Origin of the sequence: Nocardia sp. NPDC049737, from assembly GCF_040674755.1 — a bacterium.
In the GTDB taxonomy this organism is placed as follows: domain Bacteria; phylum Actinomycetota; class Actinomycetes; order Mycobacteriales; family Mycobacteriaceae; genus Nocardia.
In genome coordinates, this window is sequence record NZ_JBFANH010000048.1 from 1 (window position 1) to 24,037 (window position 24,037).

The following is a 24,037-nucleotide window of genomic DNA, read 5'->3' on the forward strand; positions in this document are numbered from 1 at the left end:
CGCGTCCGAGTCGTCGAAGCGCATGCGACGAAGTCGCGAGTCTCGACGACTCGGACGCGAGACACCAGGGGGCCGCGAACACGCCGCGCCGCAGGCGCGGCCATTAGACAGAGCACACACAGCGCCGCAGGCGCTGCAAATCAGACTCAGAAGCGCGGGTGCTCGCCGACCAATACGGCGCGGAGCGCGTCGGCATCCTTGGCCTTCTTGACGGTGCCGAGGGTCCAGCAGGCGATGTGGCGTGCCGTCAGCACAGCCAGGGCCCGGTCGACGTCCTCGGGCGCCACCACAGCAACCATGCCGACGCCCATATTGAAGGTCTTCTCCATCTCGACCCGATCGACCCGGCCGCGCTGGGCGATCATCTTGAATACCGGCGCTGGATTCCAGGTGCCACGATCCAGCTCGGCGACCATGCCCGCGGGGATCACCCGGCCCAGATTCGCCGCCAAGCCACCGCCGGTGACGTGTGCGAAGGTGCGCACATCGGTTTCGGCGATCAGTGCCAGGCAGTCCTTGGCGTAGATGACCGTCGGCTCGAGCAGCTCCTCACCGAGGGTGCGGCCGAACTCCTCGATATGGCCGGTCAGCGACATCCGGTCGATATCGAGCAGCACCTTGCGGGCCAGGCTGTAGCCGTTGGAGTGCAGTCCCGAAGAGCCCATGGCGATCACCACATCGCCGGGACGCACCCGGTCGGGACCGAGCACCGAATCAGCCTCGACAACGCCGACACCGGTCGCGGACAGGTCGTAGTCGTCGGGATCCATCAGGCCGGGATGTTCGGCGGTCTCACCGCCGAGCAGTGCGCAGCCCGCCCGCACGCAGCCCTCCGCGATACCGGAGACCAGTTCGGCCACCTTCTCCGGGACGACCTTGCCGATGGCAATGTAGTCCTGCAGGAACAGCGGCTCGGCGCCACAGACCACCAGATCGTCCACCACCATGGCGACCAGGTCGAGGCCGACGGTGTCGTGCTTGTCCATCGCCTGGGCGATCGCGATCTTGGTGCCGACCCCGTCGGTGGAGGCCGCGAGCAATGGCTCGCGGTAGCCACCCTTCAGTGCGAACAGCCCGGCGAAGCCGCCGAGCCCACCCTGCACCTCGGGTCGGCTGGCCTTCTTCGCCAATGGCCCGAACAACTCGACTGCGCGGTCACCTGCCTCGATGTCCACGCCGGCTGCGGCGTACGAGGCACCGGCACCACTGGGGCTCTGTTCAGTCATTTTCGGGGAAAGCTCCAAACCGAATCGGCGGATAGATGCCAGCTCACGCTACCGGAGTCGGATAACAAGCTTGCAGCGGACATAGCGCCGAACGGCTCCCCCGATGCCGATTACTCGGCGTGTCCGGTGGCGAACAGAGCAGCGGATTGCGCGCGACGCCGTCGCTGCTCTACCGGATCGGGCACCGGGACCGCGGCGACCAGCCGCTGGGTGTACTCCTGCTCCGGTCGGCGCAGAATGCGATCACGATCACCCTGCTCGACCACCGCGCCATTGCGCAGGACCACGATCCGATCGGCCAGCTGGTCGACGACCGCCAGATCGTGGCTGATGAACAGGCAGGCCCAGCCGCACTCCTGCTGCAGCTGTCCGAACAGCTCCAGCACCGCCGCCTGCACCGAGACGTCCAGTGCGCTGGTCGGCTCGTCGGCGACCAGCAGGTCCGGGTCGAGGACCAGCGCTCTGGCCAGGCTGGCGCGCTGACGTTGACCACCGGACAGTTCGTGCGGATAGCGGCGTTCGGTGCCCGCGGGCAGCTGCACGTCATCGAGGAGTTTGCGGACCCGCGCCCGGATCTCCGCGGAACTGCCCGCCTTGTGCACGATCAGCGGTTCCGCCACGCAGTCGCCGACGGTGAGCCGCGGATTCAGCGAACTTGCCGGATCCTGGAAGACGAATCCGAAGCGGCGGCGAATCGGCCGCAGCTGCCGCTGGGACAGATCCGCGATGTTTTGTCCACGCACTTTGACCAGTCCCGAGGTCGGGCGCTGCAAGGCGGCGACGCAGCGGCCGATGGTCGACTTCCCGGAACCGGATTCGCCGACCAAGCCAAGCGTTTCGCCGGGCCGAATGGACAGACTCACGTTGTCCACCGCGCGGAACGGCGGTCGGCCGAACGGTCCGGGAAATTGCACCACCAGATCGGTTACCTCGAGCACCGGCTCGGCGGCGGCGACATCCTCGACGGCACCGTGTTCCAACTGCTCGGTGCCCAAATGTGGTACGGCGGCGAGGAGTTTGCGGGTGTACTCCTGCTTCGGAGCCGTGAACAGCTCGTCCACCGGCGCCTGCTCGACCACCTTGCCGTCGCGCATGACCACCACCCGGTCGGCGATATCGGCGACCACGCCCATGTTGTGTGTGATCAGCACGATGGCGCTACCGATGCGATCGCGCAGATCGCGCAGCAGCTCCAGGATTTCGGCCTGCACGGTGACATCGAGTGCGGTGGTCGGTTCGTCGGCGATGATCACCTTCGGCTCACAGGAAATCGCGATCGCGATCATCACGCGCTGCTTCTGACCACCGGAGAGCTGATGCGGGTAGTAGTCCACCCGATGCTCCGGATCGGGCAGGCCGACCATGCGCAGCAATTCGATCGCTCTGGTCTTGGCGGCCTTGCGGCTCATATCGCTATGCGCCCGCAGTGCCTCGGCGATCTGATAGCCCACCGTGAACAGCGGGTCGAGTGCTCGTCCCGGCTCCTGGAAGATCATCGAGATCGCGCCGCCGCGCAGTGCGGTGAGCTGCCGCTCGCTCATCGAGGTGACTTTGTCCGCACCGAGGGTGACCAGTCCCTCGACCCGCGCGGTATTCGGCAGCAGCCCGATCGCGGTGCGCGAACTCACCGATTTGCCCGAGCCGGATTCCCCGACGATGGCCAGCACCTCGCCGGGGAATACCTCGTAGGAGACATTGCTGACCGCGTATACGGGACCGGCGTCGGTGGCGAAGGTGACCGACAGCGACTCGATGGACAGTGCCGGGCGCTTGGTCTCGGTTGACGTTTGCGTCATCGCGCTGGTCCCTCCGTGTTTTCGACTGGGCCGCTGCCCTTTTCGGCGCTGCCCTTTTCGGCGCCGCCCTCTGCGGCACTGCCCTTTCCGGCGCAACTTTCTGGAGTGACGTCCTGTTCGGCGCTGTCCTCTGGGATGCCGTCCATTTCGACGCTGCCCTTTTCGACGCTGCCCTTTTCGACGCTGCCCTTTTCGGCGCTGCCCTTTTCGTTGCTCTCCTCTTCGGCCCCAATGACGAGGTCGAGTTCCGCTGCGGTGAGTTCCGCTGCGGGAGGGCCATTTTCGAGGTCGGCACCTGCGGCGCTCAGCGTGTCGCCGGTGACGGTGGCCGGGCTCAGGGCACGGCGCGTGCGCAGCAATGGATTGAGCACCTCGTTCAGGCTCTCGCCGACCAGCGTCAGTCCGAGCACCACCAGCACAATGGCCGTACCGGGGAAGATGCCCGTCCACCAAATGCCATTGGACACATCGGAAAGCGCCTTATTGAGGTCGTAACCCCATTCGGCGGCCTGGGTCGGTTCGATACCGAAACCGAGGAAGCCGAGCGCGGCCAGCGTCAGGATCGCATCGCCGGCATTGAGGGTGACGATCACCGGCAGCGACTGGGTGACGTTGGCGAGGATGTGCCGGAACATGATTCGCGTGGTGGAGGCACCGGTGACCCTGGCCGCGTCCACATACGGTTCGTTCTTCACCGCGACGGTCGCATTGCGAACCACCCGAAAGTATTGCGGCACATAGATCGCCGTGATCGCGACGGCGGCCGACAGCACGCCGCCGAAACTGCTCGACTGCCCACCCGCGACCACGATGGAGACGACGATCGCGAGCAGCAGAGTCGGGAACGCGTAGATGGCGTCCATGAACAGTACGAGCACCCGGTCCAGGGCGCGTCCGATGTACCCGGACACCAAGCCCAGCGGTACCCCGACGACCAGCGACATCACCAGCGAGATCGCGATCACCAGCAGCGCGGTACGGGCACCGAAGATCACCCGGGACAGTACATCCTCGCTGCGCACCGATGTGCCGAACCAATGCTGACCCGATGGCGGTTGCTGTGCGACGAAGCCGACACCGTCCGAAGAGTTCTGGGCCAGCCCGTACGGTGCGATCAGCGGAGCGAAGATCGCCACGAATACGAATACCGCGACGAGGCCGAGTCCGACGATCAACGTCACCCGCTGCAATCCAGCGGTCATGGTGAACAGCCGCAATCCGGGAATCCGCCTGCGCCTGGTCGGCGGCACCGGCGGCATCACCAGTGGTTCGTTCGCCAATTCCGGAGCGGTCATCAGAACCTCACCCTCGGATCGATCAGCGCGACAACAACATCCACCAGGAAGCTGATGACCGCGACGGCCAGCGCCAGGAACGCGACAATCCCCTGCACCGCGATGAAATCGCGCTGATGCAGGTATTCCGCGAGTTGATAACCCAACCCCTTCCATTCGAAGGTGGTCTCGGTGAGCACCGCGCCGCCGAGCATCGTCGCGATATACATGCCCATCACCGTGATGATCGGAATCATCGCGTTGCGCACGGCATGTCGTCCCGTCACCACCCGTGCCGAAAGTCCGCGGGCCCGTGCGGCGTCCACGAACTCGCTGCGCAGTGTCTGGATCAGATTGACGCGCACCAGGCGCAAGAAGATGCCCGCCGTCAACAGACCGAGCGCCACCGCGGGCAATATCGCGTGCTTCAGCACATCGATCAGATAACTGTTGTCCCCGTACAGGATTGCGTCGACCACCATGATGTTGGTCTTCGGTGAGACATGCTGCAGTTGCAGTTCGACGGGAGTGCTCGCCCGGCCGGCGACCGGTAGCCACTCCAGTTTCACCGCGAAGATCAGCTTCAGCAGCAGACCGACGAAGAAGACCGGCGCCGCGTAGGCCAGGATGGCGAATAACCGCAGCCCGGCGTCGGCCGTCGAATCACGATGTGTCGCAGCGTATCTGCCGAGCGGCACGCCGACCGCGAAGGCGACGAGCAGCGCCCAGAACACCAGTTCCAGGGTGGCCGCGCCGTAGGTGGTCACCACCTCGCTGATCTGCCGATTGTCCTGGGAGTGACCGAAATCCCCGTGCATCAGCCCGGAGATGTACTCCCAATACTGGGTCAGGATCGGCCGGTTCAAACCGGCCGCCTCCTTGCGCACTTCGATCTGTTCCTGGGTCATCCGTCCGCCCATCGCGGCGCTGATCGGATCGCCGATCACCCGCATCAGGAAGAACACGACGGTGACCAGGATCCACGCCGTCGGCAGAATCAACAACAGTCGAATCACCAAGTACCGCAACAACGCCAGCTGTCGGGAATCCCCACTCGACTTCCCAACCCTAGGCAGCCCGAAGCGCCGGGCCCGAACCGGTCCCCGCTTGTCAGCGGTGGCAACAGCTTCGGGCCCGGCTTCGCCGGATGTCACTTGCTCAGCACCGTGTATCGGAACTTGAACGACGCGTCGAGTGTGTCCGAAACACCCTTGACGCTCGGATTCGACACCGCGATCTGCTTACCGGACAGCAGCGGCAGGGTCGGCAGGTAGTTCTGCGCGAGATCCTTCTGCACGTCCTCGATCAGCTTGATGCGCTTGGTCTTGTCCTGCTCGGTCGTCTCCGCGGTGAGCTGCGCGGTGATCTTCGGATCCTCGAAGTGCGACTGCAGGAAGTTGTTGGGCGCGAAGAACGGGGTCAGGTAGTCATCGGCGTCCGGGTAGTCCGGGAACCAGCCGAAGTGATAGAGCGGGTAACCGTCGCGGGCCCGTTCCTTCTGGTAGGTAACCCATTCGGTGGATTGCAGATTCACCTTGAACAGCCCGGTCGACTCCAGTTGCGATTTGATCGCCGCATACTCCTCGGAGCTGCTCGAACCGTAGTGATCGGGGTTGTACTGCAGGTTCAGTTCCACCGGTGCCGCGACGCCGGCGCCGGAGAGGAATTTCGCCGCCGCGTCCTTATTGGGCTTGGCACCATAGAGATCTTTCAGCGGCTCGGCCGCACCCGGCATGCCTTGCGGCACATAGCCGTACGCGGGCTGATAGGTGTTCTTGTAGACACCTTCGGCCAGCGCGGGCCGGTCGATCGACGAGGCGATGGCCTTGCGCACCGCCAGCTTCTGCTCCGGGGTACCACCCGGCATGGTGTTCAAATTGAAGACGATGTAGCGCAGCTCGCCGCCGGGCCCGTCCGCCACCGTGACCTTGCTGTCCTTGCGCAGCGATTCGATATCGGTCGGCGTGAAGGATCGGTACGCGACATCGAGCGCACCGCTCTGCAGATCGAGCTTCATATTGTCGGAGGTCGCGTAGTACTTGGTGGAGACCTGCGCGGTTTTCGGTGTGCCGAGGATGCCCTTGTAGTCCGGGTACGCCTGGTACTCGACCAGCTTGTTCTTGTCGTAGCTGGCGATCGTATACGGGCCCGAGTAGCCCTTGTTCTTCACTACGTCCTCATCCGGCAGCACCTTGTCGGCCGGGAAGACCTTCTCGTCCACGATCGGACCGGCCTGGGTCGGCAGGATCGCGGGGAAGGTCTGATCGTTGGCGACCTTCAATGTGAAGTTCACCGTCAGGTCGTCGACGGCCTCGGTTTTCTCGAGATTGCCGAGCAGCGAGGCGGGACCGTTCGGGTCGTTGATGCCCTGCATCCGATCGAAGGAGAACTTGACGCTCTTGGCGGTCAACGGGTTGCCGTTGGCGAACTTCAGCCCCGACTTCAGCTTGCAGGTGTATACCGTCGGAGAGCTGAAGTCACACTTGTCCGCGGCGTCCGGCTTAGGGGTGGCATCGCCGGGCGCGAAATTCAGCAGATACGAATAGATCTGGGTTTCGACCAGCAGCGAACCGTTGTCGTAGGCGGCCGCCGGGTCGAGCGAGAAGATCTTGTCTGTGGTGCCCGCCACCAAACCTGCCCCGTCACCACCCCCACCGGTACGCCCCGAACCGCATCCCGCGATCGCGGACACGGCCAGCGCCGCCATCCCGACCGCCGCGATTCGTCGCGTCCGGTTCCCTCGCCCAGGCTTCTTCGAAACCCTCATCATCAGGCCCCACTTCTCGAGCGCGCCACACCGCATGTGCTGGATCACAGGACCGCGGCGGGCACGGTGAACTTCCGATATGTCGGGCACCGTACCCACGATCCATTTCTGGGATGTTGCGTTTTCAAAGAAAAAATCACGAGGGTGTTAGCCGACGTTGCGCATGGTGCACGGGTAAGGCCGGATCACCGGACGAATGACCAGGTTCACTCCGAAATCGGCCCGAAGGCGTCTCGAGTAGGCCACAGCACACCGGCGGACATAGACTCGGGACTAGGTCCGAACACGATCGAACCCCTCGGCTGCTGCCGAGGGGTTCGTCGATCGTCTTTCGTCAGGGACGGCTCAACGCGCTCGCATTCGCGTTCTCGCTCAACAACATTGCCTCGGACTGGCCGGTGAGCATGCCCTCGAGCACGTTCTTGCCGATGGCCGCCTCGGTGGGCAGCGGAATCGGGTAATCGCCGTCGAAGCAGGCACAACACAGCCGCGAGCGCGGCTGCTCGGTGGCGGCGATCATGCCCTCGGTCGAGATATAGCCGAGGGTGTCGGCGCCGATCGAGCGGCGCACCGCTTCCACCATGTCGTCGTAACTGTCATCGGCGCCCGCGCCATTGGCGATCAACTCCGCGCGCGAGGCGAAATCGATGCCATAGAAGCACGGCCACTTCACCGGCGGCGAAGCGATCCGCACGTGGATCTCCAGCGCCCCCGCCTCGCGCAGCATCCGGATCAACGCGCGCTGAGTATTGCCGCGCACGATGGAGTCGTCCACCACAATGAGCCGCTTACCGCGGATCACCTCGCGCAGCGGATTCAGCTTGAGTCGGATACCGAGCTGACGGATGGTCTGACTCGGCTGGATGAAGGTGCGCCCGACGTAGGCGTTCTTCATCAGGCCCTGCCCGTAGGGCACACCCGAACCTTGTGCGTAACCGACCGCGGCGGGGGTGCCGGACTCCGGCACCGGAATCACCAGATCGGCCTCGACCGGATGTTCCTTGGCCAGGCGACGGCCGATCTCCACCCGGGTAGCGTGCACCGAGCGACCGGCAATGGTGCTGTCGGGCCGGGCCAGGTAGACGTATTCGAACACACAGCCCTTGGGTTCGGGATTGGCGAAGCGCATGGACCGCACGCCATCGGCGTCAATCGCCAGCAGTTCGCCCGGCTCGATCTCCCGGACGAAGGCGGCGCCGACGATATCCAATGCGGCGGTCTCACTGGCTACGACCCAGCCACGCTCGAGCCGACCGAGGCACAGCGGACGAACACCGTGCGGATCGCGCGCGGCGTAGAGAGTGTGCTCGTCCATGAAGGTCAGGCAGAACGCGCCCTTCAGCGTCGGCAGCAGTTTCATCGCGGCCTGTTCGATGCTCGAATCCGCGGCGGCGTGCGCGAGCAGTGCGGTCATCACATCCGAGTCGGAGGTGGCGGTGATCTGCGCGGGGCGACCACCGGAGACCGGCGGCATACCGATCAGCCCGAGTTCGCGTGCGCGCGCGCTCAATTCGGCGGTGTTGACCAGATTTCCGTTGTGGCCCAACGCAAGTCCGGAACCGACCGAGGTGGTGCGGAAGATCGGCTGCGCATTCTCCCAGGTGGTGGAGCCGGTGGTGGAGTAGCGACAGTGGCCGATGGCGATATGACCCGGCATCGCAGCCAGCGTCTGCTCGTCGAATACCTGGCTGACCAGTCCCAGATCCTTGAAGACCAGAATTTGTGAGCCGTCGGAGACGGCGATGCCCGCGGCTTCCTGGCCACGGTGTTGCAGCGCATACAAGCCGTAGTACGTGAGCTTGGCCACGTCCTCGCTCGGCGCCCAGACTCCGAACACACCACACTCTTCGCGTGGTTCGTTCTCGACCTGATCGGAGGTAGTTTCGACCGGCATTTCGGCGTTGGTCACCGTTTGCTCCCTGTTCGGGCGGGCTGGGGGCAATCGCCATTCTACGGGTGAATGATGCGCCGCGATCACCGCCACCGGGGAGGCGCAGCAATCGCCGAGCGACGCTGCCGTTTTTCCGTGCGGCACGGTGCTACCGTGCCAGCCGTGACGACTTCGGACCGTGCACGCACCCGTGGGTCGGATACACGGTTGACCGCGCGTATGTGGTTGGCCCCGATCGCCGTATTGACCCTGTTCATGGCGCTGCTGGGCACAATGTATCTGGATTACGTCGTCGACCCGGAGAAGAACCTGCACGACTTCCCGATCGCCTTGGTCAATCAGGATGTCGGCGATACGGTCGGCGGGCAGCAGGTGAATTTCGGCACACAGATCACCGATGCGCTGCGCCATGGCATTCCGGCGGACAAGGTCGATCTGCAGGTGTTCGGCATCAACGAGGCCGAGCTGAAGATGCAGTCCGGTGCGGTGTACGGCACGATCCTGATTCCCAGCGATTTCAGTAAGCGCCTCGGCATTCTCGGGGCGGGCAGTGTAGTGCCCGGTGATATCCAGCGCCCGACGCTGACGTTGCAGACGAATCCGCGCAGTGGGGCGTTCGTCACAAATATCGTCACGACCATCGGCACCCAGGCGCTGACCCAAGTGAACGAGCAGGTCGGTAAGCAGCTGACCGATCAGGTGAACGCGCAGTTGAGGCCGCCTGGTGGCGGGGCGGCGCCGGAGTTGACGGGTGCGACTCGGGTGGCGCTCGCGGATCCGCTGCACATCGTCATCGCACCGTTCCGCCCGCTGCCATCCGGCACCGGACAGGGTTTGACGGCGTTTTTCTACGCGCTGCTACTCCTGCTCGCCGGGCTGGTCGGCTCGATGACCATCCACACCATGATCGATGCCGCACTCGGATTCGTGCCCACCGAATACGGGCCGTGGTACGTGCATTTTCCGTACACACCGATCTCGCGGTTCAATACGCTGCTGATCAAATGGGGCGTGATGGTGATCACCGCGAATATCGTCGCGGGCGTATTCCTCGCTGTGGCCGGCCTGCTCGATATGCCGATCGATCATCCGCTCACGCTGTTTCTCTATAGCGCGTTGGCCATCATGGCGGTCGGGATCACCGGGTTGTCCATCCTCGCAGCGGTCGGTTCGGCGGGTTTGCTGATCAACCTGATCCTGTTCATCATTCTCGGGCTGCCCTCCTCGGGCGGCACCGTGCCGATCGAGGCGACGCCGAAATATCTGGGCTGGCTGGCGAAATTCGAGCCGATGCACCAGGTGTTCGTCGGTGTGCGCGCCATTCTCTACTTCGATGCGAACTTCCCGGCGGGGTTGGCACGCGGGGTGTGGATGGCGGTGCTCGGGCTCGTGATCGGGCTGGTGCTCGGCACCTTCATCACCCGGTACTACGACTACAAGGGCCTGCATCGGCGCGATCTGTCCCGCGGCTGAGGCGAGCCTCATGGCGACTGCGACCGGATTCGCGGCATGCACCAAGATGGGTGGTGTGAATTCGTGGATCGAACACGCGCGCTATCTGGCCGATGAGATATTCGCACCACAGGCCGACGCGGTCGACCGCACCGGCGAAATTCCCGGCACCCATTTCGACCTGCTCGCCGAATACGGGTTCTACGGCGCGACCATGGATCCAGCATCCCGCAGCGATTCGATGAGGGATGGTGGCCGGGTGACGAGGCGGGCCGATATGGATATCGCCACCTTCACCCAGGCCGGTGAGATCCTGGTCGCCGGATGCCTGACGACCACCTTCGTCTGGGCGCAGCATCTCGGGGTCGCGCGCCGGGTCGCCACCTCACCGAATCTCGAACTGCGCGAACGACTTACCGAGGACCTGCGGCACGGACGGGTACGCGCGGGTGTGAGCTACGCGGGCGCGAACGACCAACCCGGCTTGATCGCGCGTCGCGTCGACGGTGGGTATGTCCTCGACGGCACCGCCCCGTTCGTCACCGGGTGGGGTCTGGTGGACATCCTCGGCGTGATGGCGCGCGATGCGGACGACGAGGGATCGCTGATCAGCGTGCTGGTGCCCGCCGAACCGAGCCCCGCGGTACATGCCACCCCGCTCCCGCTCATCGCCGCCGACGCGAGCAAGACCGTGACACTCACTTTCGACGGCGTCCAGGTGCCCGATTCCGCTGTGGACAACCGGATTTCGCTGCGCAGTTTCAACGCCTCCTTCATCCTGGCCGCCTGGCGCAACGGCGCGCTGGCCCTCGGCATCGTGCGGCGCTGTCTCGGCGAACTCACGCGGCTCGGCATCGACACCACCGCTTCGGCTGCCGAAGCCGCCCGCATCCGAACCGAACTCGACGATGCGCTCACCGGCCAGTCGGATGTCTACCTGGCTCGCGCCCGCGCCTCCGAACTCGCGGTCCGCGCGGCGTCGGCTCTGGTGACCGCAGTCGGCAGCGCGGCCGTCACGCGCGGCAACCTCGCCGAGCGCTCACTGCGTGAGGCGACCTTCACGCTGGTCTTCGGCTCCCGCCCGGCCATCAGGACCGCGCTGCTGGACCGCCTGACCCAGGCCGCCGACACCGTCTACCCTTAGCCTGCGAATCCTCGCATCCCTCACCGGGATTCACGCCTCCTCTGAGCAAAATGTGGGCACAGTGGGGATGGCTGGATCCCGGAACCTGTTGTGAGAACGGCTATCCCGGGCATCCCCTTACCCTGCGGAAGACCTCTCGGGCGGGAAGTCTTTCAACTGGTGATGATGACTTCCAGGATTCGATCGAAGACATTGGTTCCCTCGTCCTCGTCGCCGTCCAGGATGGAGTCCAGCAGGGGCGCGTCGAGCAGACACATTCAGCCAATGGAGTTCTCGCGGGCACTGGCCAGGACGATCGTCAGTCTGCGGTGGCACGCGTGATGGGCAGCCAGTGGGCCACTTCGCCAGCTCGGCTGCCGGAAGCGCTGACCGCGCCCGATACCACCGCAACGTCGAATTCGAGGAGGCCGGTGGCAAGCAAAAGCCAAGTGCGCGGGTCGGTTTCGACGACATTCGGCGGTGTGCCCCTGGTATGCCGCGGGCCCTCGACGCACTGCACGGCCACGAAAGGTGGGACGCGGACCTCGACGGAGTGGCCGGGTGCGGCGGCGGCGAGGGTGCGAACGGTGGCGCGGACCGCGGCGGCGAGTTCGGGCCGGGCGGGTGCGGGCGTCGAATCGTCGCGCAGCCACGCGCTGACCGCCGCGACGGCCGCTCGTAGTTCCGTTGGATCCACCTTTGCTCGTCCTGCCACGATGCCGAGAATACTGGGAGGCGACTGGCCGCAGCGGCCGTGCTCTTGCCCCGTATCCGGGGATTCCCGCCGGATCGAGCGAGAATGGGCGCTACGGCCAGACGAGTGCGGGTCGGTCGCTCTGCGGATGGCGTCGACGCTTCGGGCCGGTTGAAGTCGCCGTTTTGCACGCTCGTCGTGAAGGCAGCCGGGGGTGAAGACCAGAGCCGGACCAGCTGCATACCCGAGAAGCCATCAGACGACCGGCGGCACGCTGGTGCGCTGCCCTCGATACGAGAGTGGTTGTGCGCCATCGAGGATGACGCTGGTGTCGGCTATCACGTGTGGCACCTCGTTGATCATCAACGGGGTGTCGCTGATGACAACCAGGCGAGAATGTGGGGTGGTGTGGGCGAGGCCCATCAGCTGGTGGCGGACCAGACGGTCACCACGGCCGTGTAGGCGTGGATGGCGTCGCTGAGCGAAAGTTCGGTAATGAAGGCGACGCGATTGGCCGCGGTCTTGACGCAGTAGCTGCTGTTCTTGCTGAGAGGTAGGGATTCGACGCCCTGGGTAACGATGAGGTCTGCGCACTGTTGCCGGGTCGGCTTGGCCGGATTGCTCCAGGACGCGATGGTGGGCTGCACGGTAAAGAAGTCGCCTGGCTGGCCGTAGAGCGTGGCTTCGGAGAATTTTTTGGACGAAGAGTAGTTGTAGCTGGCCCACGTGCTGGCGCCCTTGTTGCCGGATACCACCCTGGGTGGGACGGAGTCCAGGTCGAGGTAGGTCAGGTTGACCGTGCCGGACCACCGAACGTCCTCCGACGAGATCGATGTCGAGGAAGTAGCGGGCGCGGAGACAGTGGGCGGTCGGTCGGCCGGCTCGGTCCGGGAAGCCTGCTGGGTCGGTGGAGGGGACTGGGAGGAGGAGTTTCCGTCCTGCTTGGCATCGAAGAACTTGTCCGGTACGAGGATGATCAAGCCGACGATCAAACCGGGAATGACCGGCAAGAGTATCGCGGCGAGAACGGGGTGGCGACTGGCCCAGCTGCGCCGCCCGGGAGGGACTTCCTGCTGGGGTCGGCTCGAGTTCCGAGAGTCCTCGTCGTGCTGGTCGTCCCCCATGATTTGCCTCGTCTCCTTTGCCGTGGCTGACGAAAACCTCGCGTCTGTGTGAGTGTGTCCCGAGCACTGAGTATCGCAGCCATGCTTATAGAACACCGTTCAATTGTCAATGGCGGCAAAGAGTTCGGTCGTCACGGTCAGGTATGCACGTTCAGGCTCGTTCGCGCCGGGATGGATGGCTCGGCCACAAGCTCGGAGCCGCAACGTGACAGCGGCTGAAGCCGGTCAACTGCTCGGCGAACCAGCCGCGGCGAGGCGCGGCGCAAGCGCACCTCCGGCGTTCACGGCGAAGTGCAGCAGAGCGGGGGCTGTGGCACTGTCGGTGCGGCGGCGCAGCAGGTCGAATAGGAGGCCACTGGCAGCGGTCGCGGCAATCGATGCCGGAACGCTGTCGCCCGCAGCGCGTGCGGGATAGATGTGCCAGAGGCCGAAGGTAGCTGCTCCGATCAACGCACCGCCGCTTGGCCCGAACTCTTTGTCCAGCAATGGGTTCAGGGTCGCACGGAAGATGAGTTCCTCGCTGTAGACGGTGCCGATCGGGATATGTACCGCGACCCACTCAACGAGCGGGCCGTCCGGAGCCCGGTCGGCGAACCCACCGAGACGATCACGCAGCGCCGGAATAGCGACGGCCGCACCATAACCGGCGGCGACCACGCTCGCCGAGGCGAGTCCGTAACCGAGCCCCCGCACAGACAACCAGTTCGGTCGGCCCCGAAATGCCAGTGCGTAGCCAGTCGCGAATCCGGCATTGGCTGCGGTGCGGCCGCGCAGATCCAGCCTCGAGCGCGGCAACAGCCAATTGCTCCATGCCAATGGAATGCCAACGGCGACAGCAGTTTTCGCAACGCGCCCGATAAACGTCATTTGATCTCGCGCTCGTAGTCCTCGGCGGCCTCGATCTGGGCCCGGATCTTGTCGGACTGTTCCACGGTCCAATCCGGCGGCGCCGCGACGGCGATCCAGCCGTCCAATACCAGACTGCCGTACCGGTGCCCGTGCCCGTCGGTGACGCCCTGTGCATTGGACAGGTCACACGAGACCTGCCAGAACGTGACGAACGGCCACCAGCGCATCTGCGATGACACATCGGAGCCGCGTGGTTCGGACAACCAATCCGGTTGGGAGAAGATCAGGTCCGAGGACCACCAGACGATCGGGTCGGAGGCGTGCTGCAGATAGGCGATGCGTGGCGCACGCCATTCGGTCGTCGGACGCACGAGATCGGCACTGTCGGAGGCGAATCGGACCACCAGACCATCGGCGTACACCGGTTCGACCTCGCGCGATCCGGGATCGCGCCGCGAAACGAACTGCTCCCACAGTCGATTCGAATTCGGCGGCCCGACCCACAGCGCACCGTCGACCTTGGAGCGCAGATCGGCGAGTCCGTCGAAGGCCGCCTCCGAGCCCTGCGACCCCAGACTCTCGCCGTACACGAGCAGCTTCGGCCGCGCCCCCTCGGGGCGCGCCGACCAATGCTGGTAGACCGCGTCGAACAGCTGCTTACCCGCATCCGATGCCTTGCCGCGGTCCGCGAGGAAGGACAGCACACTGGGCAGATACGAATACTGCGAGGCCACCATGGCGGAATCGCCGCCGTACATGTACTCGATTGCGCCGGCCGCCATGGAATTCACCCATCCGGTCCCGGTCGTGGTTATCACCACCAGCACCTTTCGGTCGAAGGCGCCGGTGCGCTCCAGTTCGGAGACCGCGAGCTCAGCCCGCGCCTCACCGCTCTGCGCAGACTCCAGACCCACATAGGCGCGTATCGGCTCGCGCGCGGGCTTCCCGGTGATCGAGGTGATCCGGGCCGCAGAGGGACCGTGCGAGACGAACCAGCGGCCCTCGAATCCGAGCGAATCCCATTTCGCCAGCGAGGCCGGACTGCCCGAGCGCTCCGGCTGCAGCGGCTGAACCGCATTCGGCGAGGTGTGATCGTTCTGCACGCTGAACGCCGAGTTGGCTACCGCGAAGAAGGCACGTGAGGCGACGCCGTTGAACAGCGTGACGGTCAGCACCACCAGAACCAGGAATCCGGCCGATGGCGCCAGCTCGCGCGGCACCCGCACCCAGCGGTTGAGCTGGCGGGCCAGGAAACGGATGATCTCGCGCAGCGTTCGATACACCGCGACCACCCCGGTCCCCACCGCGATACTGAGCAATCCCGTGCGCAGATATGCGGGGGTGGTGGTGCCCTCCATACCCATCAGCGCGGTGATCTCGCGCTGCCAGCGGGCCGACTGCACCAGCATGAAGGCCGCGGTGACAGCGGCGCTGAGCAGGATCGCGGACTTCACCGCATAGCGCACCCAGGTCGGCGGCGGCGAAATCCGGTCGCGCAGTAGCTTGGCCAGCCGCGGCCGTCCCCAGAGCCGGAACAGCCACTCCAACAGGCAGCCGAGGCCGTAGCCGAGCGCGGCATTGATGCCGCTGATCAGGCCCTGGAACAGCCAGTCGCGCGGCACCAGCGACGGCGTCACCGAAAGTGCGAAGAAGATCGTCGCGAAGACCAGACCGACATAGTTCAGGTCGATGATGTCCTCGGCACGCCGCACGACCACGACGCCGCGCGCACGCAGCTTCGTCAGGGTGGTCGTGGTTTCGAGCATCGGTCAGCGCGACGGCGCGATGCCCGGATCGTGGCGGTTCGGATCGGGCACGGGCGTCGACAGGTCCGTAGCGATCATCACCCGAACAGTATGCGGGTGCGCTCGGGTCAACGGGTGTGTCGCCCGCAGCGGCGCGCGGTATTGCCGACGCAGATCACACCGCCACTCGGCCCGCCACAACCGACTCGATTCGCGAATCATCCAGCGGCAGTGTCACTTACCGCGACCTCCGGCAACTACCCAACGCGCTCGAGTAGTTGTACGCGGTTGCGCAGCGCCCTGAATCAGCAGACTCGGTACCTATGAGTGAGCGAAGCGAACGAATAATGTGCCAGCGCGCTTTGCGCATGCCGGAGTCGAGCGTCAGCGAGGGGCAGGCATGAGCAATCCCAACGCCCGGCCGAAAACCTCTTCGGCCTTCCTCGCGCAAGCCGCGATCGCATTCGGCGTCAGCTTCTTCGGGACCGGCGTCGGCATCTTCTACCTGCCACTGGATATCGCACAGCGGGGCTTTCTCGGCATGTCCGTGCTGTTCCTGGTGTCGAGCGCGTTCACGCTGGCAAAGGTGGTTCGCGACCAACAGGAATCGGCGAGCATCAGCCGCCGCTTGGACGAGGCGCGGATGGAAAAACTGATCGCGGAGCACGATCCGTTCAAATCCGTCACCTGATGGTGCGCACCTGGACGGGTCCGGCGAACGAGGGGTTCGAGCCCGCTCAGTATGTGTGCGCTATTTCAGCTGGTGCTCACGGGCGGCGGAGACCGCCAGATAATCCCGGATCCGATCCGCCAGATCAGCCGACCAATCCGGCGGCTGCGCGATCGCGGCCCACGCATCCAATACCAGGTTGCCGTAGTTGTGTCCGTGTCCGTCGCTGACGCTCTGCGCCCTGGGCAGATCCGCGGCGACCTGCCAGAACGTGACAATCGGATACCACGCCATGCGCGAGGAAACATCGGGGCCGCGCGATTCGCGCAGCCAATCCGGTTCGCTGAACAGCAGATCCGCCGACCACCAGACCACCGGATCGGAGGCGTGCTGCAGATAGGCAATGCGCGGCGACAGCCAGTTGTCCCCAGGCTTCCACAGGTCGGCGCGGCTGTCGGAGAAGCGCACCACCAGTCCGTCGGCGTAGGTCGGCAAGATTTCCGGCGTGCCGGGATCACGGCGGGCGGTGAATTCACTCCATAGCCGGTTGGAATTCGGCGGTCCGACCCACAGCACGCCGTCGGTCTTCGACCGGATATCGGCCAGGCCGGTGAAAGCACCTTCGGCGCCTTGGGATCCCAGGCTCTCGCCGTAGACGAGCAGCTTGGGCCGCTCCTGCTCCGGCCGGGCCGACCAGTGCTCATAAACCTTGTCGAAGACCAGCTTTCCCATCTGGGTGGCCTTGTCCTTATCGGACAGGAACGACAGCACACTCGGCAGATAGGAATACTGGGTCGCGGCGATCGCGGTGTCGCCGTTGTACATCAGCTCGATGGATTCGGCGCTGGACGAGTCGACCCAGCCGGTGCCCGTCGTCGTGACGACCACCAGCACCTTGCGCTCGAAAGCCTTGGTGCGCTCCAACTCCGCCGCGACCAATTCGGCCTGTGCCTCGGGTCCGTCGGCCGATTCTAATCCGGCGTAGACCCGAATCGGTTCGCGCGCGGGGCTTCCGGTGACCTGGCTGATATCGGCCGCGCGCGGCACGAACGAGACGAACCAGCGGCCCTCGGACCCCAGAGTGTCCCAGGCTGCCAATGAATTCGGACTGCCGGAGCGCTCCGGCAGCTGCGGCTGTACGGCGTTCGGCGAGGTGTTGCTGTTGCGCGCGCTGAACGCCGAGTTCGCCACGTCGAAAAAGACTTTGGTGAGCACGCCGTTGAACAGCAGCATCGCCGCGACCACCACCACGAGCACGCCGGTCGGGACGGCCAATTGGCGCGGAAAGTGGGCGCGCCTGATCAGCTCGAACGCGACCGAACGGACGAGCCGCCGCAGTATCCGGAATACCGCGATGACGATCGCACCGACCAGTGCGCTCAGTGCGCCGGTGCGCATGAATCCAGAGGTAGTCGTGGGTTCCATGCCCATGAGCGCGGTGATTTCCCGCTGCCAGCAGGACGATTCGACCAGTAGGAATACGGCGACAGCGAGACAGGCGAACACAATCGCGGTCTTGACCGCGCCGGAAAGCCACGCGGGTCGTTTCGCCCACACCCGCGTGACCGCGGTTGGCAATTGTGCGACCTTGCGGCGTATCGGTTTCCGCAACCACTTGCGGTACACCCATTCGAACAGACAGCCGACGCCGTAGCCGATGGCCGCATTGATCCCGCTGACCAGTCCCTCGAACAGCCAATCCCGTGGCAGCAGTGAGGGGGTCAGCGACCAGCCGAAGAACACCGTGGCGACGATGAGGCCGACGTAATTCGGGTGGAAGAAACGCTCGACGGCGCCGACGATTTTGCCGACGCCCCCGCAGCGTGAGCTCAGGCCCCGGAGGCGGTAGCCGAGCGTGACCACGGAGGGGACCGCGAACGCCGCTAGTCCACCTCCGCGGCGTGAGCTCAGGCCCCGGAGGCGGTAGCCGAGCGTGACCACGAAGGGGACCGCGAACGCCGCTAATCCACCTCCGCGTAGGACTGCCGAGACTTCATCAGCCTCCGGCGCGCTCAAACGGCACTGGCCCCGAACAGCTTCGGCAGCGTGCCCTCGTGCGCCTCGCGCAGATCGTCCAGGGTGATCGAGAACTGGCCCTGCACCTCAACGGAATCCGAACCCTGATCGACCACACCGATACGCACCCACGGCAATTCGCGCGCGGTGCACATCTTGGTGAAGCGGGTCTCCTCTGAGCGCGGCACCGCGACGAGCACCCGGCCCGCCGATTCGGCGAACAACTGCACGAACGGATCCGAACCCTCGGGCAGCAGGATGCGGCAACCGGTTTCGCCGGCCAGCGCGGCCTCGACCACGGTCTGGATCAGACCGCCCTCGGAAAGGTCGTGCGCCGCACTGATCATGCCGTCGCGTGAACCCGAGGTCAGCACCTCGGCGAGCAGCTGCTCGCGGGCGAAGTCGACCTTGGGCGGCACACCGCCGAGATGGTCGTGCGCGACCTGCGACCAGATCGAGCCGCCGAATTCGTCGGCGGTCTCGCCGAGCAGGATCAGTGTCTCGCCCGGCTCCAGGCCGAGACCGGTCGGGATGCGTCGGTGCACATCGTCGATGACGCCGAGCACACCGACCACCGGGGTGGGCAGGATGGCGTCCTGACCGGTCTGGTTGTAGAAGCTGACGTTGCCGCCGGTGACCGGAATGCCCAGGGCCACACAGCCGTCCGCGAGACCACGCACCGCCTGCTGGAACTGCCACATGACGCCCGGATCCTCCGGCGAGCCGAAGTTGAGGCAGTTGGTGACCGCCTTCGGCGTCGCGCCGGTGGTGGCCACATTGCGGTAGGCCTCGGCCAACGCGAGCTGCGCGCCGGTGTAGGGGTCGAGCTTGGTGTATCGGCCCGATGCGTCGGTGGCCAGGGCGATGCCGCGGCCGGTCTCTTCATCGATCCGAATCACACCCGCGTCGGCATGTTCGGCGAGCACGGTATTGCCGCGGACGTAACGGTCGTACTGCTCGGTGATCCACCGGCGGCTGCACAGCTGCGGGCTGGCGACCATCTGCAGTACGGTGGCGCGCAATTCGTCCGGAGTCTTCGGGCGGGGCAGCGTGTCCGGGGTGTCGGCGATGAGCGCGTCCTGGAAATCCGGTCGCTGCACCGGGCGCTCGTACACCGGGCCCTGATGCGCGACGGTGCGCGGCGGCACATCGACAACGGTCTCGCCGTGCCAGCTGATCACCAGCCGGTCGCCCTCGGTGACCTCACCGATGACCGTGGCCAGCACATCCCACTTGTGGCAGACGGCCATGAACGCGTCCACGTTCTCCGGCGTGACCACCGCGCACATGCGCTCCTGCGATTCGCTGGAGAGCACCTCGGCCGGGGTCATGCCCTTGGCGCGCAGCGGCACCTTGGTCAGGTCGATATGCATGCCGCCGTCGCCCGCGGCCGCGAGTTCGGAAGTGGCGCAGGACAATCCGGCGCCACCGAGGTCCTGGATGCCGACCACCAGCTTGGCCGCGTACAGCTCGAGACAGCATTCGATGAGCACCTTCTCGGCGAACGGGTCGCCGACCTGGACGCTCGGCAGCTTCTTGCGGCCGGTACCGGATTCATCACCGGAGAAGGTGTCCGAGGCCAACACCGAAACGCCGCCGATGCCGTCGAGACCGGTGCGCGCGCCGAACAGAATGATCTTGTTGCCTGCGCCGGAGGCGAAGGCCAGATGCAGATCCTCGACCCGCATGACACCGGCGCACAGCGCGTTAACCAACGGGTTGCCCTGGTAGGAGGCATCGAAAACGGTCTCGCCGCCGACATTCGGCAGGCCGAGCGAGTTGCCGTAGCCGCCGACACCGCGCACCACACCGTCGACCACGCGCCGGGTATCGGGTGCCTCCGCCGCACCGAAGCGCAGTTGATCCATCACCGCGATGGGCCGTGCGCCCATGGCCATGATGTCGCGCACAATGCCGCCGACGCCGGTGGCCGCACCCTGATACGGCTCCACGTAGGACGGGTGGTTGTGGCTTTCCACCTTGAAGGTGACCGCCCAGCCCTCGCCGATATCGACGACGCCCGCGTTCTCACCTATGCCCGCGAGCATCGCTGACTTCATTTCGTCGGTGGTGGTCTCGCCGAAGTAGCGCAGATGCACCTTCGAGGACTTGTAGGAGCAGTGCTCGCTCCACATCACCGAATACATCGCCAATTCGGCGTCGGTCGGCCGACGGCCGAGGATTTCCTTGATCCGCGCGTACTCGTCGTCCTTGAGACCGAGCTCCTTGTAGGGCTGCGGGGCGTCGGGAGTTGCTGCGGCTGCGCTGACGGTGTCGACCTGCGGAGTCACGGAGTACCAGGGTCCTTTCGGGCCGGAGCGCGAAGCTGGGGATTCGCCATGAAGTTTAGCCCTGGCCCTCGATGGGCGGCCGGTCGCATCGACCGGTCGTCCGGATCGCCGGTTTTTCGGCCGCGGATGCCTCGGGTCGGCACACATCGCGCGAGCTCGCAACCGCTACGCTTTGGCCGTGAACGATCGATCGGGGGTTGCGGATCCGGCCGAGCAGCCCGTCACCACGCAGAACACTCGGCTCGAACTCGACTCGGCTGTCTCGCCGCGATTCTCATTGTCGAACCCGCAGGTGCGCTGGCTGTTGATCGCCGTCGCGATGTTCGCCGTATCGGCCATCGTCTCGCTGGTGGTGCACTGGTGGAACGGATACATCGATCTCCAGGTCTATCGCAACGGTGCGCGCGTCTGGCTCGACGACGGCGAGTTGTACGGACCGATGCCCCCGGTCGAGGGGATCGGGCTGCCCTTCACCTATCCCCCGCTGGCCGCCCTGTTCTTCGCACCGCTCGCGCTGATGCCGCTGCCGCTGGCCGAGGTGCTGGTGACCGCCACCTCGGTGCTCAGTCTTGGCATCACACTGTGGTTGGTGCTCGCGCGACTGCGCCCGAGCCTCGAGCGGCGGACCATGCTCGCGCTGGTCATCGGTGTGGTCGCAGTGGCACAGATGTCCGAACCGATCCGGCAGACCTTCGGCTTCGGTCAGATCAATCTGGTGCTGATGGCCGCGGTCACCATGGATTGCCTTGTCCGCAAACCCGTCTGGCCGCGCGGCATGCTGATCGGCATCGCGGTTTCGGTGAAATTGATTCCGGCCGGATATCTGCTGTACTTCCTGCTACGCCGGGATTGGAAGGCGGCGGGCACGCTGATCGTCTCCGCGATCGTCGCGGTCGGACTCGGATTCCTGCTGTTCCCGAGTGATTCGGCCGAATACTGGTTCCACACCCTTGCCGATACCGGCCGCATCGGCCCGCCGTACTTCGCGGGCAATCAGTCGATCAAGGGCATGGCCTTTCGCATCGGCGTCTCCGACTCGCTGGCCACCATGATCTGGATCACACTGTCGCTCATCGCGATTGCCCTGGCCGCGGTGTGGATGCACCGGCTGCTCGCAGCGGGGCAGCAGGTCGCCGCACTGATGGTGAACGCTGCCGCGGTACTGCTGGTGTCCCCGGTTTCCTGGTCGCACCACTGGGTTTGGATCGCCCCCGCCATCCTGGTCGCCGCCGACGCCATCGCCCGCGGCACCCGCAACCGCTGGTTCATCGGCTCCGTCGCCGCCTGCACCGTCCTGTTCATGATCGGCCCCCAATGGCTCCTGCCGCACTCGAAGGACCTGGAACTCGGCTGGGCCTGGTGGCAACAGCTCATCGGCAGCAGTTACGTTCTCGTCACGCTGGCGGTATTCGTTGTCGCCGTCATCACCTACCACCCGGCAACTCGGGAAAAATCCGCAACTGCGTAGCGCCACGCGTCGGCGAAGCTACGGTGCGGGGGTCAGGAAGGCGGCTAGTGCGGCGGCGTAGGCCGAAACATCTTCTGCGCCCATGATTTCACGGGCCGAGTGCATAGCCAGCTGGGCTGCGCCTACATCGACGGTGGGCATGCCGGTGCGGGCCGCGGTCATCGGGCCGATGGTGGAGCCGCAGGGGAGATCGGCGCGGTGCACGTAGCGCTGCAGGGGGACCTCGGCTTGGGCGCAGGCCAGGGCGAAGGCACCCGCACCCGCCGCGTCGGTTGCGTAGCGCAGGTTCTGGTTGACCTTGAGTACCGGGCCGCCGTTGACCTCGATGCGATGGGCGGGCTCATGGCGGTCCGGGTAGTTGGGGTGCGTCGCGTGTGCCATATCGCCGGAGGCGCAGACGGATCCGGCCAGCGCGGCCAAGTATTCGGCGCGGCCGCCGCCACGTGCGAGCACGATGCGCTCGAGCACCGTCGGCAGCAGATCCGACTGCGCGCCGCGATCGGACTGACTGCCGACCTCCTCGTGATCGAACATCGCCAGCACCGGAATGTTCGCACCGGGCTCCTCGATCGCCGCGAGGAAGGCATTCAATCCGGCATAGCAGGTGCCCTGATTGTCCAGGCGCGGCGCGCTCACCAGATCGCGGTCCCGGCCGACCAACCGGCTCGGTGCCAGATCATGGGTCATCAGCTCCCAGCCGAGCACAGACCGCGGATCGACCTCGGCATATTCGGCGACGAATTCGAGGAATGAGCGCGGCTGCGCACCCAGACCCCAGATCGCATTGACATGCCGCTGCGGATCCAGCGTGACACCGCGGCGATCCTCCGATAGGTGGATGGCCAACTGCGGCACCCGCAGAATCGGTTCATCGATGCGAACCAGCTGGTCTCGCACCGCATTTCCGCCGCGCACGCTGAGCCGCCCGGAGATGCCGAGTTCCCGGTCCAGCCACGAATTCAGCCAGGCTCCGCCATAGGGCTCCAAACCGACCAGCTGCCAGCCCACCGCGGCCAGATCCGGATACTGCTTCACCCGCAGGTTCGGACTGTCGGTGTGCGCACCGACCACCCGAAACGGCGTCACATCGGCGGAATCGGCCGTCGCCCACGCGACCAGCGAACCGCCGCGCACAACGTAATGGCGACTCGGCCCATCCGAGGGCCACGGCTGCGATTCCGCGAGCGGGGTGAAGCCGTCGGAGTCCAGCTCCCGCGCGACCGTCCGGCACACGTGGAACGGCGACGGTGAAGCGTCGATGAAGGCGCACAACCCGGCGGCCGTGGCAGCGGTAGTGGAAACGGGCATGCCTGCGATCCTATGCAGACCGGGCAGTCCGCCTGACCCGCGCACCCAGCGCTCGGCCGCCGCTGCGGTTCAACAGCCCGCAGGGACCGAAGCAGGCGCCGTCGAAGTGCCGCTGCACCACCGAGAACACGCCACCGACCGTGTTGCGGCGGCAGGCCTCGGCGAATACGCGGTCTCATCGCCGAAAATCACCGTCGCGGTGCAGTACAACTCGGTCTCGTCGTACGCCGATGGTCAAATATTCGGGCAGCACAATGAGGCCTCGGAACATAACCCGAGTAATGGTAAATTCCGCGCGATCAGCGCAACCGGACATTCATCGGACTAATTCATCCGATGAAAG

At 65.4% G+C, this 24,037-nt stretch carries 18 protein-coding genes and 1 pseudogene; 5 read left to right on the plus strand and 14 right to left on the minus strand.

Annotation, left to right across the window (positions count from 1 at the left end; genetic code table 11):
• Positions 1-146: 146 nt before the first annotated feature.
• The 6 genes and pseudogenes from purM to purF form a co-directional block, all read right to left on the minus strand.
• Complete coding sequence (purM, locus tag AB0J47_RS38670) at positions 147-1,226, minus strand: phosphoribosylformylglycinamidine cyclo-ligase (protein ID WP_364358437.1); 1,080 nt, start codon at positions 1,224-1,226, stop codon at positions 147-149.
• A 110-nt stretch (positions 1,227-1,336) separates the two neighbouring features.
• Positions 1,337-3,022: an ABC transporter ATP-binding protein gene (locus AB0J47_RS38675; protein WP_364358440.1), complete on the minus strand. Its 1,686-nt coding sequence runs from the start codon at positions 3,020-3,022 to the stop codon at positions 1,337-1,339.
• Positions 3,023-3,363: 341 nt separating this feature from the next.
• Positions 3,364-4,224: pseudogene (locus tag AB0J47_RS38680) on the minus strand (ABC transporter permease); the annotation flags it as partial.
• A gap of 92 nt (positions 4,225-4,316) precedes the next feature.
• On the minus strand, positions 4,317-5,327 hold the full coding sequence (locus AB0J47_RS38685; RefSeq protein ID WP_364358534.1) for an ABC transporter permease: 1,011 nt from the start codon (positions 5,325-5,327) through the stop codon (positions 4,317-4,319).
• Positions 5,328-5,446: 119 nt separating this feature from the next.
• Complete coding sequence (locus tag AB0J47_RS38690; protein WP_364358443.1) at positions 5,447-7,003, minus strand: ABC transporter substrate-binding protein; 1,557 nt, start codon at positions 7,001-7,003, stop codon at positions 5,447-5,449.
• Between the two features lie 394 nt (positions 7,004-7,397).
• Complete coding sequence (purF, locus tag AB0J47_RS38695; RefSeq protein ID WP_364358537.1) at positions 7,398-8,957, minus strand: amidophosphoribosyltransferase; 1,560 nt, start codon at positions 8,955-8,957, stop codon at positions 7,398-7,400.
• A 216-nt stretch (positions 8,958-9,173) separates the two neighbouring features.
• On the opposite strand from purF, the gene AB0J47_RS38700 reads away from it, so the two are divergent.
• Complete coding sequence (locus AB0J47_RS38700; RefSeq protein WP_364358540.1) at positions 9,174-10,427, plus strand: ABC transporter permease; 1,254 nt, start codon at positions 9,174-9,176, stop codon at positions 10,425-10,427.
• A 10-nt stretch (positions 10,428-10,437) separates the two neighbouring features.
• The gene (locus AB0J47_RS38705) at positions 10,438-11,550 is read left to right on the plus strand and encodes an acyl-CoA dehydrogenase family protein (RefSeq protein WP_364358446.1); all 1,113 of its coding nucleotides are present in this window, start codon (positions 10,438-10,440) and stop codon (positions 11,548-11,550) included.
• A 298-nt stretch (positions 11,551-11,848) separates the two neighbouring features.
• Here the strand turns inward: AB0J47_RS38705 and AB0J47_RS38710 are convergent, their stop codons facing one another.
• The 5 genes from AB0J47_RS38710 to AB0J47_RS38730 form a co-directional block, all read right to left on the minus strand.
• The gene (locus tag AB0J47_RS38710) at positions 11,849-12,244 is read right to left on the minus strand and encodes a sterol carrier family protein (protein WP_364358449.1); all 396 of its coding nucleotides are present in this window, start codon (positions 12,242-12,244) and stop codon (positions 11,849-11,851) included.
• Between the two features lie 234 nt (positions 12,245-12,478).
• On the minus strand, positions 12,479-12,646 hold the full coding sequence (locus AB0J47_RS38715; RefSeq protein WP_364358452.1) for a hypothetical protein: 168 nt from the start codon (positions 12,644-12,646) through the stop codon (positions 12,479-12,481).
• Positions 12,646-13,347: a hypothetical protein gene (locus AB0J47_RS38720; RefSeq protein WP_364358454.1), complete on the minus strand. Its 702-nt coding sequence runs from the start codon at positions 13,345-13,347 to the stop codon at positions 12,646-12,648. Before AB0J47_RS38720 ends, AB0J47_RS38715 begins: the two co-directional genes overlap by 1 nt.
• 225 nt (positions 13,348-13,572) lie before the next feature.
• Complete coding sequence (locus AB0J47_RS38725; RefSeq protein WP_364358456.1) at positions 13,573-14,142, minus strand: CPBP family intramembrane glutamic endopeptidase; 570 nt, start codon at positions 14,140-14,142, stop codon at positions 13,573-13,575.
• 68 nt (positions 14,143-14,210) lie between these two features.
• Positions 14,211-15,962, minus strand: a complete 1,752-nt coding sequence (locus AB0J47_RS38730) for an alpha/beta hydrolase (RefSeq protein ID WP_364358459.1) — start codon at positions 15,960-15,962, stop codon at positions 14,211-14,213.
• 379 nt (positions 15,963-16,341) lie between these two features.
• Here AB0J47_RS38730 and AB0J47_RS38735 point away from each other — a divergent pair, with 379 nt between their 5' ends.
• Positions 16,342-16,632, plus strand: a complete 291-nt coding sequence (locus AB0J47_RS38735) for a YiaA/YiaB family inner membrane protein (protein WP_364358462.1) — start codon at positions 16,342-16,344, stop codon at positions 16,630-16,632.
• A gap of 60 nt (positions 16,633-16,692) precedes the next feature.
• Here AB0J47_RS38735 and AB0J47_RS38740 read toward each other — a convergent pair whose 3' ends face one another.
• Both AB0J47_RS38740 and purL read right to left on the minus strand, forming a co-directional pair.
• A complete protein-coding gene (locus AB0J47_RS38740) occupies positions 16,693-18,474 on the minus strand; it encodes an alpha/beta-hydrolase family protein (protein WP_364358465.1) in 1,782 nt (593 codons plus the stop codon).
• Between the two features lie 149 nt (positions 18,475-18,623).
• Positions 18,624-20,918, minus strand: a complete 2,295-nt coding sequence (gene purL, locus AB0J47_RS38745; RefSeq protein ID WP_364358468.1) for a phosphoribosylformylglycinamidine synthase subunit PurL — start codon at positions 20,916-20,918, stop codon at positions 18,624-18,626.
• Between the two features lie 178 nt (positions 20,919-21,096).
• Between purL and AB0J47_RS38750 the strand changes: the two genes are divergently transcribed.
• Positions 21,097-22,386: a glycosyltransferase 87 family protein gene (locus tag AB0J47_RS38750; protein WP_364358471.1), complete on the plus strand. Its 1,290-nt coding sequence runs from the start codon at positions 21,097-21,099 to the stop codon at positions 22,384-22,386.
• A gap of 18 nt (positions 22,387-22,404) precedes the next feature.
• On the opposite strand, the gene AB0J47_RS38755 is transcribed toward AB0J47_RS38750, so the two are convergent.
• Complete coding sequence (locus AB0J47_RS38755) at positions 22,405-23,694, minus strand: M18 family aminopeptidase (protein WP_364358474.1); 1,290 nt, start codon at positions 23,692-23,694, stop codon at positions 22,405-22,407.
• Between AB0J47_RS38755 and AB0J47_RS38760 the strand changes: the two genes are divergently transcribed.
• The gene (locus AB0J47_RS38760; protein ID WP_364358477.1) at positions 23,693-24,022 is read left to right on the plus strand and encodes a hypothetical protein; all 330 of its coding nucleotides are present in this window, start codon (positions 23,693-23,695) and stop codon (positions 24,020-24,022) included. The genes AB0J47_RS38755 and AB0J47_RS38760 overlap by 2 nt on opposite strands.
• Positions 24,023-24,037 lie beyond the last annotated feature (15 nt).

Bases quoted from the DNA above. Each gene is read 5' to 3' on its own strand.
- AB0J47_RS38705 (WP_364358446.1), top strand. From the start codon at position 10,438: ATGGCGACTGCGACCGGATTCGCGGCATGCACCAAGATGGGTGGTGTG.
- purM (WP_364358437.1), bottom strand. From the start codon at position 1,226: ATGACTGAACAGAGCCCCAGTGGTGCCGGTGCCTCGTACGCCGCAGCC.
- AB0J47_RS38760 (WP_364358477.1), top strand. From the start codon at position 23,693: ATGCCTGCGATCCTATGCAGACCGGGCAGTCCGCCTGACCCGCGCACC.
- AB0J47_RS38700 (WP_364358540.1), top strand. From the start codon at position 9,174: ATGTGGTTGGCCCCGATCGCCGTATTGACCCTGTTCATGGCGCTGCTG.
- AB0J47_RS38715 (WP_364358452.1), bottom strand. From the start codon at position 12,646: ATGGGCCTCGCCCACACCACCCCACATTCTCGCCTGGTTGTCATCAGC.
- AB0J47_RS38730 (WP_364358459.1), bottom strand. From the start codon at position 15,962: ATGCTCGAAACCACGACCACCCTGACGAAGCTGCGTGCGCGCGGCGTC.
- AB0J47_RS38675 (WP_364358440.1), bottom strand. From the start codon at position 3,022: ATGACGCAAACGTCAACCGAGACCAAGCGCCCGGCACTGTCCATCGAG.
- AB0J47_RS38720 (WP_364358454.1), bottom strand. From the start codon at position 13,347: ATGGGGGACGACCAGCACGACGAGGACTCTCGGAACTCGAGCCGACCC.
- AB0J47_RS38735 (WP_364358462.1), top strand. From the start codon at position 16,342: ATGAGCAATCCCAACGCCCGGCCGAAAACCTCTTCGGCCTTCCTCGCG.
- purF (WP_364358537.1), bottom strand. From the start codon at position 8,957: ATGCCGGTCGAAACTACCTCCGATCAGGTCGAGAACGAACCACGCGAA.
- AB0J47_RS38690 (WP_364358443.1), bottom strand. From the start codon at position 7,003: ATGGCGGCGCTGGCCGTGTCCGCGATCGCGGGATGCGGTTCGGGGCGT.
- AB0J47_RS38755 (WP_364358474.1), bottom strand. From the start codon at position 23,694: ATGCCCGTTTCCACTACCGCTGCCACGGCCGCCGGGTTGTGCGCCTTC.